The sequence below is a fragment of the Bartonella sp. AP280QHHD genome (assembly GCF_042196125.1).
Taxonomy (GTDB): Bacteria; Pseudomonadota; Alphaproteobacteria; order Rhizobiales; family Rhizobiaceae; genus Bartonella.
The window spans coordinates 1-12,853 of sequence record NZ_JBHIPQ010000020.1 but is presented as its reverse complement, the minus strand read 5'-3'; the positions used below and the strand labels follow the sequence as shown (position 1 = coordinate 12,853).

Genomic DNA, 12,853 nt, shown 5'->3' with positions numbered 1-12,853 from the left:
AGAATTGGATTTTCCATAATTTTTCCTCCCTAACGCCTCTTGGCGATTGTTTGTGCGTGGTTTATGGATACCAATGTAGTGTATTTAAGAACATATGTTAATACATATGTACCGATTTTAGAAATTTTTACATAAATATAAAAATTCACTTAGAAAATTAAAACTGTAATTACTAAAAAAGGGGTATATGTTTAGAATAGCTAGAGCTTTAGTAATACTAATTACATTGAATTTTAATATTCTAATCGATTATTTTGCAAATATTTGCATAATTCTCTCCTTAACAGAAATATACGATAAGAAGAAAATTATGCTCATATGATTTAACTATTTTAAAATCTCGGTGGTTTTATCCAGTCTATAGGCGCAGCCCAAATTAATGCAATATCTTTTATTTCTGGATACAACCTATTTAAACTCTCTAAATTAAATAAACCAAGCTTACTACCTTGCTTTATTATTTTGACAAAACAACGTCCATCTTGCGTATAGACAATTGCTTTTTTATTAAGAAGTAAACTTGGAGAAATGTTTTCTGAATAAAATAAAATGGATTTATCTTCAATGAAAGGTTCCATTGAATCGCCTTCAACTTTTACTGCGTATGTATCCTTTGTAATATACGGGGGCATTTCCACTTCTTCAAGCCAACCATCTTCATAGGGGATAATTTCTGAACCTGCTCCTACATATCCCATTAAGGGTATAGTTTTTTTTCGTGGAAGTGGGTATTTCGTGATTTCCTCAATTGCTATACCTTCTTGTGCACTTATTCCTCGTTCACCTGTCAGCATTTTATTGACTGCAGAGCGGTAGATAGGGCGATGTACCTTCTCACTTAGTTGTCTGGCAAGCTATGATTGAGATAATCCAGATTCTTGTAAGGCTTCACTTAGCCAAATTTTCATAATGTTATTCATGGTTTCCATTATATCTTTGTTAGAAAAAAAATCTTTTGTGATTTTCGTTACATTTTCTATTGATATTGTACCTAAATAAGCCACAATATGACTTATGAAACAATTTTCGGAAATAATAAATTTATTAGGTGGGGTGCGTAGAGTATCTCAGTTGCTTGGGGTTCATAGAACACGCATGTACGTCTGGCTCCGTCCTGTATCAAAAGGCGGAACTGGTGGGAGAATTCCGACAAAACATATCCCAATTCTTTTGAATAAAGCTAAAAGAATTGGAGCACCGATTAAGGCAGAAGACTTTTTCTCGTTTTTTTATAGGACGCAATCATGTGATTCTAAATTATCTTCACATTCTGCTTTTATTGCTGCCCCTACAGATAATAATGAACATCAACAGCACCATTCACACTCTTAAAGAAGAAAGATCAGAGATAGTAGATGTCTCACAGATCACTATAAGCAAAGTCCAGTTGATTGATCTTGTTAATAAGATTGGACAGGAAAACATATATTATGGTGTCCTTTCGCCTCAAGATGCATGTTTTGAAATAAGCATAGATCCCTCATCAACAGGTTGTTTTGTCTATATGCTGCATAGTATCTTTGCGCGTGATGATAGAAAATATTTTCCGTTATTGCCGTACGATGATTTTAATCAATGGTTTTTATCTGTGTTTACGCAAGCTTTTACAACTACAACTTGGTTTGATAATTATTTTTCTCAAGAGTTGTCATCTTTTTATTGCTTAAATGAGCTGATCTTGTTTATAGTCTTAGTCAAAAATAGGCTTGATTTCTTAAGGGATAAACTCATCGAAAAAAGAAAAGAAGAAATCAAATTAATAAGATGCGTGCAGTGTGTGTCTGAATTGAGTTAATCCAATTTTTCAAAACTTATAACTACGCGCTCTGCCATAGCGCACATATAAATACGCATCAACCATAAGGGGAGGAAATGAAAAAACCACCACGTTATACTTTTAGCTCTTCAGAAGATTTAATACATGCAATAGGTTTTCCAGATGGTTGTACAATTGTTTTTAGTAATTCTGATTGGAATTTTTCTTTTGATGAAAATAACCATTTAATAGCTAAAAATGCTTTAGGATCAAAGTTGTACTTAGAGGTACACGGTAACACACAAGCTTTCCAAGAGAAATTTCAGGGATTATTCGAGAAGCATAATAAGCGGTCTGCATATTAGATGAAGCGCTTCGTAATTGATATGCTTTTAATCGATCTGTTGCAGCCTCCATTTCATTCCATGATGATTGGATTCGTTTGGCTTCTTCTTTAGGGGAAATATACGTTCTAAAAAAATATTAGCATTAAAAATTTTTGTGAAATCATAAGTTGGAGAAAATTGAAAAGTAAGTTTAACAGAAGCCCCATATGTTCTATCAATATCGGCCCCAAATTGTATACCTATGATAGCAAAACATTTTGTATGGGCTGGAATATTTATAGACAATAATACTTTCGACGCTGGTACTTCAGGTGGGCTTATAAAATGAATTCTATCTTCGATATTATGGCAATAAGGTAAAGAAGGCGCATTAAATTGACCAACAGAAAGAAATACTTCAGGCCAAGAATTAGTATGTTCCCAGTTAATATCACTACATGGTTTCCGACAGTAAACACCAGAAACAGAATGTAATTTAATATCAAAGGGAGCTATATTGTGAAAATTAAACCATGCAATATCATCAGCAAACTCTTCATAACAAGATGTAATAAACAAAGGTTGCAGTGGAATGTTGTTTACTTGATTGTTTGTATTTTGAAGCACACCATTATCAGGCATTTTCCACCTTTATTTCGAATAATAATTACCGTCGAACGGCTTTGTAAAAATATTTTTAAATGGAATAGCAAATGACTAACACGATTTTCTGTCTTGATCTAGGGACAAAGACAGGCTGGGCGATATGTTCCAAAGACATGTGCCTAAAGACGACAACGAAGCAGACTCTTTAGCAATTTTATATTTAAAGAAAGAAGGGGGGTATACATGTCCAGTAAAATACCATGGACGAGACTTAATACAGACCAATGGCTATTTAAACTTTCTGATTTACCGCCTATGGAAGTCAATGTTTATGTGAAGTTGCGGATAAGAATGTTACACACGCGTGAACCTCTTTTGAATGATTCACAAATATTATCTCATTTTACTTGTTGTTCAGTAAAAAGATTTCAAAAGGCATTAGATTATTTATTTAGATTTGGACACATCATTTGCTTAGAAGATGGTCGTTTGTGAAATTCAGATGTTGAGGAAGAACTCAATAACTCAAACGAAAATTTAAATAAATTTTCAGAGAGCACAGAAGGCAGCGCAAGCAAAATGGGCAAAACATCATAAAGCAAAAACAATTAGTGATGATCAAGATGCTAAGCATGATGCTTGTGAGGATTCTAGCAATACACAAGCAATGCTTAATGATGTCATTAACAATAACATATATAATAAAAAAACTAAACTATCGTTTTAGAAAAAAAAGAAATTTGTTCTGAAAGTTTAGAAACAAACGAACAGATTGACGAGCCAACAGAGGTTCATGCTTGCGAAAGCCAACCAAAGCAAATCACAACGGGTGTAGAAAACCAACCTCCCATTCACGAGCAAAAGAACGTTCCCAAAAAAGCGAAGCGGACTAGGTCAAAATATGGGTTTCTCTTACCTGCGGATTTTGAACCTAATTTGCAATACGCAATCGATCAAGGATTAACGCATCATGAGGCAGTGTCAGAATTTGAACGGTTCACAAATTACTGGATAGCAAACCCAGGTAAAAAGTGCAAACAAACGAGATTGGCAAAGGACTGGGTGCAATTGGGTTACACATCCAAAGTGTTTTTTTTAGCACAGAAAAAAGCAAGATTAGAACAGGAGAAACGGTTAGGTGGTCATTATGGAAATGATCAGTCTGGGGTATCCATTGACTTTGAAAACTGGGAATACATTGACGAAACAGGAGGAGGCGCAAACCTTAGATGCTTGCAATCGTCTACAAGCGTTGCTCTCTGTGAAAGCTTCAGTTAAGCAAATTGAGCAAGCTTCTTTCCTACTCTCAAGCATGAAGTCCCTGCGAACACAGATTCCAAAGCCGTTATCCTTTCCTATAGCATGATGCTGGAACGGATTTCAGCATATGCTCTGAAAAAGGGCGTCGAAGATATCGTAACTGGTCAAGCAATGGGGATATCAAAAACATTTATGCCAATTTGTGGAGAGCTTTTAGCTTATTGCCAGACAGTAGAAAATAACCTTCTTTCAAAAGCCGAAAGTGTACGTAGAGCAATTAAAATACACGTGAGAAAACACTCAAAGAAAAAACAGCGAAAGAGCACTTTAGACGACTAACGCTTGTTCACAAGCAAGAGCTTGAAGAAACTTTAAATGGTATTGGAGGAACAGTGAAAAACATTGCAGGTTAGCAAAATAGTGAAAAGTGGTGATCATTTTACGATTAGATATGCGTTTTAAGAGTGACTAAAAATTTTTTTTAAGGTATAATACTTTCCTAAAATTGTATGCAGTACCAAATTTATAAACTAAGTGAATCCTTTAATACAAATTAAGAATTTTAGGATGTGAAAATTTCAAGATATTTGTTTAAAAAACATAAATAGCTAGTATCAATGTAAAAAAATATTGCAGCAGTCATTAAGTTCTTTCGTGTATTTTTGAAATAACAGAGTGTTTCTTTAATCTTTATGAAAGGTTAGAGGATCTTAGTACTTAAAGCGATCATCAACTATAGATAAATAATAGATGAGGTTAACTAAAAGCAACTGGATGCAATAGAAGACGTTGCTATTAAAAGGAAAGCAAACGCGAAAAAACTAAAGGTAGTTTGTGCCTTCTATCAGAAAATAATTTAAAAAATTGAAATCATAATTTTTTCACAGGAAATGAGTATGTTTACAGATAAGCAACTAAGAGCCTTGTTTGGCATTATAGTTTTTATATTTTTATGTTTTTCAGAAATTAAAAAAAATATTGACTTTATTCAGGGTATTTTGACATTCGCATCTGTTGGTTTGATAATAGTAACAACTATTTTTGCAATTTTATGCAATTCTAATATTCCTTCTGAGTTGCAGAACAACCCAAAATATAAAGATGATGGTACAACGGGTTGGGTGAAACTAACACGTGATTTACAACAATATATGCACCGACTCTTAAATATAATAATTTTAGCGCTTGTCGTTTTAATTTTCCCAAATAGTTATAAAGAAACTGTTTCTTTGCCTGTCATTTTTAGGTATGTGGAACACAAATTTCCTTTTTCATTAGATACCATAATGTGGTACTCAGATATTGCTATTTGGTATTTAAACATTGTACTTTGGTATTATTTTTTATGCCGTGTACTCTTTCTTATGTTGTATACACGCAATTTAATAAATATATCTATCCTTACACTGCAGTGTTCCATTATAAAGCCACAGTGAAATTTCCGATTTCAAATATCAATTCTTTTTTTACAAAATCTTTATTATATCCGCCATTATCATCTTTAGATGATTTAATACGGATTCTATGCTGAAAACTCTCAGTATTAAATATTACATCGAACTTATCATATGTATCTCCCACAAAATTTAATTTGTGCAATATAGGATTTTTTTTATCTTTTTTTAAAAAATTCCACAAATATTCCCTTAAATTATTTTCTTCTTTAAATTTGATATCTAAGCTGAGTTCTATTTCAGTAACATCATCAGTGGGAAATGCATCAAGAGAATCTTTAGCCAACTCCACTAAGCATTTTGCTGATTGCTTTCCAAAAAGTTCTAATTGTTTTTGTTTTTTATATTTTAGTTTTATTTCTTTAATTGAATGCAATTTTTTTTCGAAATCTTGCTTATCAATAAGCTCAGGTAAAATATTAATTTCTTCCTTGAAATTTTCTTTGTAGTGTGACTGCAAGCATTGGTTTAGCTTTTTACTTGAAGAAAAAAGAATGAATTTTGTAGGAATCAAAACTCCAAAATATTGTTCATTTTGTTCAATTTGTTTTTTAGAACGCGGGTTAGGAACGCTTTGAAAGCCATTTTCGGAATCAATCACTTCAGGATTATAAGGACTTTCTTCTCCTGTTAAAACATAAACCCAATAGTAGGTACTTGATTCCACAAAAAGTTTTTCAATTGTTAAGGTAGCACATTGATTCTTCACGGTAAGAGTATACGTTCCTTCCTGCAAAAATTTATCGATACAATTTGTATTAACTAATTTTGAGTCTGTATCTATTTCATATTTATAAGAAAGGAAGTTAATGGTATTCATAAAGCTAACACAATTACAACGTTTATAGTCTTATGGGCGATAGATACTATCTAAGTTATCTCAGTGATTATGAAGTAGGTAGTTTGTATCTCAAATATCTCGTGTCTTTTAGAATCATTCAAGTGAAAGGTAGAGGCTATAAAATTTTAATTGTAGAAGCAATATGAGTTTTAGAAGATCTATTAAAAGCTGCTTAAGTTTAAAAGAAGTATGATCATCTTCCCAGCTTTTAAGTGGAGAAGAAATTAGGTTGCATCTTTGATTGTAATAACGACTTTCTTTCCAAGAACACTCAGTGTTTGCTCTAATGTTTGAAGCTTCGTTGGATAATTTGGATCAAGAATGCGTCTTGCTTCTGTTTCTTTTTTACCCAAACGATTAGCCAATTCTGTTTTTGTGATATTCGCTTCATTAAAGGCTTCTACCACTGCAAGTTTAAGAACATTCCATGCATCTACAGTAACCTCTACAAGGTCTTTATACTGTTGTGGCATTGGTAAAGGCAAACCGCGCATAGAATAGCTCCGTAATGCTAAAGCTAAAGCTTCAACAGCATTCTCTAATGCCTCTGCTCTATTTTCTCCAGCTGTTATTGCTTCTGGTACATCTGGAAAGGTTACAATAAAACCACCGTCTGGATCAGATTCCAGTTTTGCTTGATAAGTGTATTCCATGTTTAGGTATCCTCGCCATAATCGAAATGCTTTTAAAACGAAAAATCAAAGCCATTGAGAGAGTAACTCATACCCTCAACTGCTTTTTTATTATTTTCACGTAAAGTGGGGTCAATTCACCAGATTTTATAACGGTTGTCTTGTCTCCAAAAGTTACCAAATAATATGACCCTTTGCCTGCATCAGGAGCTTCACTGTAATGAATGCCTCTATTTCTGGCTTCTTTACGTAATTCTCTAAGCAGTGCTTCTCGTTTCATTTAGCCTCCCCCTTTACTTTATAAAATGAATATCGCACAAAAAGGTTCGATAGTCAACAATAAATCGAACAAAAAAGTTTGATACAGACTCTTAATGAAAGGATATTTATTGAAACGTTAAAAGCAGAAATAAGAAAGCCGTGCCATTTGTGTGACATGTTTTTTTGATGAATAATTTGTCAAATAATATTATAATGTAATACTTAAAAAACTGTTATTAATAAACTGAAACAATTGAAAAAATAAGCAAATAATGTTAAGGTTTTCTATGTATTAAAATACAAATTTAAGGTAAGAAAAAACATGCTAAATAAAGTGACGTTAATCGGGCGCCTTGGTGCTAATCCCGAAAGCAAAACAATGAATTCTGGAGCAGAAATAGTCAATTTTAGTATAGCGACTTCTGAGAGCTATACAGATAAAAAACCAATCAAAAAGTAGAGAAAACAGAATGGCATTCCATGGTGATTTTTAATCCACATTTAGCAAAAATTACACTTCAGTATCTCAACAAAGGTTCAAAGATTTACGTAGAAGGCAAATTACAAACACGCAAATGGCAAGATAAAAATGGGCATGACCGTTACACAACAGAGATTGTCTTACCACAATTCAAAGGCGAGTTGTATTTGCTTGATGTAAAGAAAGATCAATCGGCATCCCCTACCCCTTCATCCGTTACTTCTCAAAATTATGCTATCGCTTCAGGTGCTCAAGATTATAGAACAGCTCTTAACGATAGTGTCCCATTCTGATTGATAACATATGACAAAGAGAAAAAAACGTACAAAACGCGGACGTCCTCGGATAAAAGGATGCATAAGAGAACCAAACGGACGCATCTCACGAGCAAAAACACCGCATGAACCCATGGATAAATTGGCAATTGAAATGCGTGCCAAACGCTTTGGCTTGACCATAGAAGAGGCTAAAAATCCGCTTTCCGGTACCTATATTGGGCGGCTTTATTTGCAAGGCGAAATCAATCAAGACCAATATGATGCTGCGCAAAAATATCTTGAAGTGAAAAACAATTACCTATGTGCAAAAGCATTGCCTAATGCAATTTATGATGAAATGCCTACAACTTCTGATAACGGAGCAAGAGAGAAATGGGCACAGAAGGCAACAGAACATCTTTTAGCTGTAAAAGATGTTGTTCAAGAAGCTCAATGTTTACACCGTCAATATAACCTTCATGCCGCATTACAGTATCTTGTCATAGAAGATCAATCACTACCACACCTTGTGCTTTCATTGCGCATTGCTCTTAATGCGCTTCATAAGCATTTTAGCCATTAAAAAGAATTGACATCAGATGAAAAATCATTAAAATGTGTATATATTTACACATTATGAGTTTAGGTAATGGAACAAGATAGCCGAAAAATCATTGCAAAATTAAAGCATGATGGCTTTGAACTTATCAAAGTGAAAGGTTCTCATCATAAATTTAAAAAAGATGATAAGGTTGTTATCGTTCCACATCCTAAAAAAAATCTTCCGATTGGTACAGCACGTTCTATCGCACAACAAGCAGGCTGGTTAAAAGAAGGAGAAGAAGAATGAAAAGATTTTTTGCTCTTGTTCATAAAGATGAAGAATCTGCTTTTGGTGTTCAGTTTCCTGATTTTGAGGGACTTTTTTCTGCTGCTGATGAAGAAGAAAATTTAATCGCAAATGCAACAGAAGCACTCCAACTTTATTGTGAAGATATAGTTAGAGTGCCTATTCCTTCAAAATTTGAAGAAGTTATACAACGGGAATCTGTCAAAACAGCTTTGTCAGAAGGAGCTTTTTTAATACAAGTTCCTTTTATTGAAAATGATTCAGAAGTCATACGCACAAATATATCAATTGAACGAGGGCTTTTACGTGCAATTGATGATTGTGCACAAGAGAGAGGTTTAACAAGATCTGCTTTTTTGGCAACAGCAGCGCGTCACGAGCTTAATATTTAGCTCTTCAATCTGGAAAAATTTATCACTCTAGATTTTTTTGCAAAAGCGTGTAATTGCATATGATCCGCGAGCTATTAATGAAAATCAAAAGGCGGCAGGCAAACAAAACGCTATAGTTAAGAGGGATATAACTATCATTGATACTATATACATGGCATCTAATATTTCTGGACCTGTCATTGCCTTTCCCTCCTATAATAATTTCACAATAATTTATAAAATCTAAAATGTTTTAGAAAATTCTATATATTCTATTTTAAAATAAAAAATATAGATTTTTTTGTTGACATGGTGTAAAAAATCGTATTTAATGATGACACTGTATTATTCGTGTTGTGTCTAAAATTCAGTAAAATATGAACTTGAAACGTGGCTAAAAAGCTCTGTTTTTTTGTTAGCTCTGGCTAATTAATTTTTCACAGAATAAAAATCAATATTTGACTAATTATGTCATTAATTATGACTCAAAAGGAGCCATAATGAAAGCTGTCATCACTAAGCCAATGTGTGTTGTTGGCGACAATAAAAGCACTGTTCGCTTTGAACCATTACCCCCCAATAATCCATTTGTTGAAGTTTCTAATCAGGTCTACGCACGTCTCAAGCGCGCCAATGCTCAAAACCTTTTGTTGACGTCAAAACAACAGCAAAACCTGNACGCACGTCTCAAGCGCGCCAATGCTCAAAACCTTTTGTTGACGTCAAAACAACAGCAAAACCTGAAAAGACAGTTGAACAAATTAAGCAGATAGAACAAGAAGTAGCACAAACATCATCTGAACCAATGACTGAAGAAACCTTACTCGAAAAACCAAAAGCATCTAAGGTCTCTCAATCATCAACACCTACTCTTAAAAAGGCTTAGACGTTGAAGTTAATCATCTACCCAAAATGGTATCTTCAACAGGTGAAGGATACCTTCACCAGTCTTCAAGCACCACGCCTTAATTGGGCTGTGCGTAATGCTCTAAACACCGCAGCAAAACAGTCGAACGCTTTACTGAAAAGCAAATTGCCGACATCTCATCAGCCCAAATAAAGCGTATAAGAAGAGGTGTTTATATTAAAGAAAAGGCGACAGCAAGGTTTCTTGAGACAGATATCATTGGTCCTGGAACACCGATACTTCTTAAATTTTTTAAAGCAAAAGAACAAAACGCAGCGTGGCTTACAAAATGTTTGTAAAAAAACAAATCTTGCCCATGTTTTTATCAAGGAACGGAGTTTTCCAAAGCGTGTTGAATTAAAAAAGCTGAATGGTAATGTTTTTCAAAGAGTGGATGGAAATCAATTCCCCATTGCAAAACAAGAGGGACCCTCAATTGCTAGGGTGATGTCAAAGCCAGAGATTACAAGTGCTATTGTAAAAAAAGCCAATGAGAGATTAATTGCCAATATACAGTACCAACTTGCTCATCATGAATACGCTGGCTGTTAATAAGAAAGGCTAGATTATGTTCTTAAACTTTATCTATATATTCCATATCCTTATGAGTTTATGCATTACACACTTTGATTGCAATTTTAAAAACAGATTATCACTTATGCTTTGTTTTTCCATAAAAAAGTCAATAAAATCAATGTAAAAAGTACTTCCCAGCGGGTTGGCTTCGTTGCGGGACAGGCTAGTGCGAACTATCGCTAGCGACAGAATTTTCAATTTGACTGTACATTGTACACTTAACTCATTGATAAATAACAATTTCAATATGTACACTGTACAGTATGTGAAACGTTTTCTTAGCAAAAAGTAATTTTTATTACTGGACAATTCTAGTAATAGGTATTTTCAAATCAGGTGCCTCAAAAACACCTTAAAACAACTAGCGGATTAGTTGCCGAAATAACTAATCTTCCGCAATTTAAAAGCTTTAACTCATTCTATGCTACATGCATATAATAGCTTTGTCAGGTGTGGCTATGCCATATCCCCCCCTTCGGGGAAAGGCATAACGACGGACTAGATGCCGTGTTTCTTAGCGACCAGCACTCTTTTAGAATGTCATTAAGGAACGTCTAACATCTAAGAATTCTTTATGAATACCATTATTAAAATTACTGAATTATGTGGCAAAAGGCATGACAATATTATGCGTGACATCAAGAAAACGCTTGAAGAACTTAACGCCCTCAAATTTGAGAAGGTTGATTTTGGTGGGCACTACCTTGATAACATAAGGTGAAAGCCGCCCTTGTTATAACCCGCCAAAGCGTGAATGCTTAATTCTTGTTTCTAGTTACAGCACTGCCTTACGAGCAAAGATAATTAACCGTTGGAAAGACAAGTAGCTATTCCATAAATTGATTACTCCAAACCCGAAGTATTACTTGGCGCCTTAAATCATCTACAAAATCAAATTGAGCAGAAAGACCATGTTATTTCAGAATTAGCACCAAAAGCAAAAGCTTTAGAAGGCTTAAAACGCTCTGATGGTTTGTTTGGTTTGTTTGAAACCGTGAAGATGTTGGAGATAAGACCAAAGGATTTAATAGATTACTTGCGTAAAAATGATTGGGTGTATCGACGTGCTCCAAGTGGTCCATTGTTACCTTAATCAGGATAAAATCAACAAAGGATTCATGGACTGTTCTGCCATCACCATTCAAAAACCGGATGGAACAGAAAAGGTGCTGCCTTCAACAAAAATCACACCTAAAGGATTGGCGGCATGTTTGAGAGAACAAATCCACGAAGGTGTGCAATGAAGGTAGGTTCTAACTTCTTATGCGATTTATGGATGGCATTATCTCAATTTTCTAGACATGAAAATATGAGTGATAAGATTGTACTGCTCATGGTTGACACCATGAGTTTAGTAGAAAAAACTTTGTTTTTAAAACTTCAAGATGAAGTGCCAATCCTTCTTTCGATATCTTTCTCATATGACGCTCCATAACAAAAGCCCCACATAAGTGAGGTTGGATAAAATGATGTTCTAATCAATCTCGCGCTAATTATAATAAAGTGGCTCGCTACATCCACGGGCGCCTATTTTTCATCTTCTACATAACGAGAAAGCGCAAAGTTCCGCACAAGATGATCATTGTTAGAGCCACCAGTCCAACCGCCTCCTCCCAACATAACATTTATGTCTACACGTAAACTGCTTCCTTGCTCCCCTGTATGCCATTTAGTCACTGGATAACAACCAGACAAATATTGCCAAACATAACCGCAACCATCCTCACAACCGATATGCAAAATCATCCGTCTATTGTTTGTATCAACGTGTCCTCCAGACGTCTTAAAAGAAGGCGCTTGATTGCCGACAATACTGGTTGCTTGATTACTTCCATACATGCTTGGCGAAAACTCATCACTCGTCAAAAATCTCTTATACTAACAGACCAAAAATCAAATGCATGATCCGCATAGCTACGATTGGTCGTAATCGGAACACCATATGCCGACTTTGCATTTTCACCTGTCCCTGATTGAAGATAAATATCAACCCAAATATTATGCCACAGATTGTAAACCATCCCTTCTGGACTACTACGTGGGCGGTGATTTAAACACCAAACAGAATTGGGCAAAACATCCCCCGCTTGATAAGCCGATACAAGATATTGATTTATAATGATAATCTAGCTCTGTTCATATTGAATTAGACGCCCGAATAACGTAGGATTCTCTCATTTCAAATCTGTTTATCTTGAATCAATTCATATCACTTGCTTGCACGTCAAAAGCGGGGCTGGTGTGTGGGTAAAATTTATATAAGAAAGGACTAAAA

Annotated in this window: 17 protein-coding genes and 4 pseudogenes; 14 read left to right on the top strand and 7 right to left on the bottom strand. The window is 34.7% G+C overall.

Features of this window, described 5'->3' with window-relative positions; genetic code table 11:
* Window positions 1-332: 332 nt before the first annotated feature.
* Window positions 333-794, bottom strand: a complete 462-nt coding sequence (locus ACFIMK_RS02965; protein WP_375638807.1) for a helix-turn-helix transcriptional regulator — start codon at window positions 792-794, stop codon at window positions 333-335.
* 220 nt (window positions 795-1,014) lie between these two features.
* Between ACFIMK_RS02965 and ACFIMK_RS02960 the strand changes: the two genes are divergently transcribed.
* From ACFIMK_RS02960 to ACFIMK_RS02950, 3 genes are all read left to right on the top strand, one after another.
* Window positions 1,015-1,332: a hypothetical protein gene (locus ACFIMK_RS02960; RefSeq protein ID WP_375632673.1), complete on the top strand. Its 318-nt coding sequence runs from the start codon at window positions 1,015-1,017 to the stop codon at window positions 1,330-1,332.
* 55 nt (window positions 1,333-1,387) lie between these two features.
* Complete coding sequence (locus tag ACFIMK_RS02955; RefSeq protein ID WP_375638809.1) at window positions 1,388-1,795, top strand: hypothetical protein; 408 nt, start codon at window positions 1,388-1,390, stop codon at window positions 1,793-1,795.
* A gap of 77 nt (window positions 1,796-1,872) precedes the next feature.
* Window positions 1,873-2,121: a hypothetical protein gene (locus ACFIMK_RS02950; protein WP_375638811.1), complete on the top strand. Its 249-nt coding sequence runs from the start codon at window positions 1,873-1,875 to the stop codon at window positions 2,119-2,121.
* 27 nt (window positions 2,122-2,148) lie between these two features.
* On the opposite strand, the gene ACFIMK_RS02945 is transcribed toward ACFIMK_RS02950, so the two are convergent.
* Entirely contained in the window at window positions 2,149-2,724 is a 576-nt protein-coding gene (locus ACFIMK_RS02945) for a hypothetical protein (protein WP_375638813.1), read from the bottom strand.
* A 207-nt stretch (window positions 2,725-2,931) separates the two neighbouring features.
* Here ACFIMK_RS02945 and ACFIMK_RS02940 point away from each other — a divergent pair, with 207 nt between their 5' ends.
* The 3 genes from ACFIMK_RS02940 to ACFIMK_RS02930 all read left to right on the top strand — a co-directional run bounded on the left by ACFIMK_RS02940 (window position 2,932) and on the right by ACFIMK_RS02930 (window position 5,384).
* Entirely contained in the window at window positions 2,932-3,183 is a 252-nt protein-coding gene (locus ACFIMK_RS02940; protein ID WP_375638815.1) for a hypothetical protein, read from the top strand.
* A gap of 441 nt (window positions 3,184-3,624) precedes the next feature.
* Entirely contained in the window at window positions 3,625-3,966 is a 342-nt protein-coding gene (locus ACFIMK_RS02935) for a hypothetical protein (protein WP_375638816.1), read from the top strand.
* Between the two features lie 878 nt (window positions 3,967-4,844).
* Window positions 4,845-5,384: a hypothetical protein gene (locus tag ACFIMK_RS02930; protein ID WP_375683008.1), complete on the top strand. Its 540-nt coding sequence runs from the start codon at window positions 4,845-4,847 to the stop codon at window positions 5,382-5,384.
* Here ACFIMK_RS02930 and ACFIMK_RS02925 read toward each other — a convergent pair.
* The 3 genes from ACFIMK_RS02925 to ACFIMK_RS02915 all read right to left on the bottom strand — a co-directional run bounded on the left by ACFIMK_RS02925 (window position 5,368) and on the right by ACFIMK_RS02915 (window position 7,155).
* Entirely contained in the window at window positions 5,368-6,222 is an 855-nt protein-coding gene (locus ACFIMK_RS02925; protein ID WP_375683007.1) for a hypothetical protein, read from the bottom strand. The two genes, ACFIMK_RS02930 and ACFIMK_RS02925, sit on opposite strands and share 17 nt — an antisense overlap.
* 245 nt (window positions 6,223-6,467) lie before the next feature.
* Window positions 6,468-6,896, bottom strand: a complete 429-nt coding sequence (locus ACFIMK_RS02920) for a type II toxin-antitoxin system HicB family antitoxin (RefSeq protein WP_375610933.1) — start codon at window positions 6,894-6,896, stop codon at window positions 6,468-6,470.
* Window positions 6,897-6,963: 67 nt separating this feature from the next.
* On the bottom strand, window positions 6,964-7,155 hold the full coding sequence (locus ACFIMK_RS02915; protein WP_375610932.1) for a hypothetical protein: 192 nt from the start codon (window positions 7,153-7,155) through the stop codon (window positions 6,964-6,966).
* 303 nt (window positions 7,156-7,458) lie between these two features.
* On the opposite strand from ACFIMK_RS02915, the pseudogene ssb reads away from it, so the two are divergent.
* From ssb to ACFIMK_RS02875, 8 genes and pseudogenes are all read left to right on the top strand, one after another.
* Window positions 7,459-7,910: pseudogene (ssb, locus tag ACFIMK_RS02910) on the top strand (single-stranded DNA-binding protein).
* A gap of 10 nt (window positions 7,911-7,920) precedes the next feature.
* Window positions 7,921-8,457: a hypothetical protein gene (locus ACFIMK_RS02905; protein ID WP_375638819.1), complete on the top strand. Its 537-nt coding sequence runs from the start codon at window positions 7,921-7,923 to the stop codon at window positions 8,455-8,457.
* Between the two features lie 66 nt (window positions 8,458-8,523).
* Entirely contained in the window at window positions 8,524-8,724 is a 201-nt protein-coding gene (locus tag ACFIMK_RS02900; protein WP_375638821.1) for a type II toxin-antitoxin system HicA family toxin, read from the top strand.
* The gene (locus tag ACFIMK_RS02895) at window positions 8,721-9,116 is read left to right on the top strand and encodes a type II toxin-antitoxin system HicB family antitoxin (RefSeq protein WP_375638823.1); all 396 of its coding nucleotides are present in this window, start codon (window positions 8,721-8,723) and stop codon (window positions 9,114-9,116) included. Before ACFIMK_RS02900 ends, ACFIMK_RS02895 begins: the two co-directional genes overlap by 4 nt.
* Window positions 9,117-9,595: 479 nt before the next feature.
* A pseudogene (locus tag ACFIMK_RS02890) lies at window positions 9,596-9,981 on the top strand (hypothetical protein).
* Window positions 9,982-9,984: 3 nt separating this feature from the next.
* Window positions 9,985-10,554 (top strand): annotated as a pseudogene (locus tag ACFIMK_RS02885) (hypothetical protein).
* Between the two features lie 598 nt (window positions 10,555-11,152).
* Window positions 11,153-11,822, top strand: a pseudogene (locus tag ACFIMK_RS02880) (phage antirepressor KilAC domain-containing protein).
* The gene (locus tag ACFIMK_RS02875; protein ID WP_375683009.1) at window positions 11,819-12,013 is read left to right on the top strand and encodes a hypothetical protein; all 195 of its coding nucleotides are present in this window, start codon (window positions 11,819-11,821) and stop codon (window positions 12,011-12,013) included. Before ACFIMK_RS02880 ends, ACFIMK_RS02875 begins: the two are co-directional and overlap by 4 nt.
* Window positions 12,014-12,105: 92 nt before the next feature.
* Here the strand turns inward: ACFIMK_RS02875 and ACFIMK_RS02870 are convergent, their stop codons facing one another.
* Both ACFIMK_RS02870 and ACFIMK_RS02865 read right to left on the bottom strand, forming a co-directional pair.
* Window positions 12,106-12,417 carry a hypothetical protein gene (locus ACFIMK_RS02870; protein WP_375681463.1) on the bottom strand — a complete coding sequence of 104 codons (312 nt, stop codon included), beginning with the start codon at window positions 12,415-12,417 and terminating at the stop codon, window positions 12,106-12,108.
* 23 nt (window positions 12,418-12,440) lie between these two features.
* Window positions 12,441-12,653, bottom strand: a complete 213-nt coding sequence (locus ACFIMK_RS02865; RefSeq protein ID WP_375638827.1) for a hypothetical protein — start codon at window positions 12,651-12,653, stop codon at window positions 12,441-12,443.
* Between the last annotated feature and the right edge of the window lie 200 nt (window positions 12,654-12,853).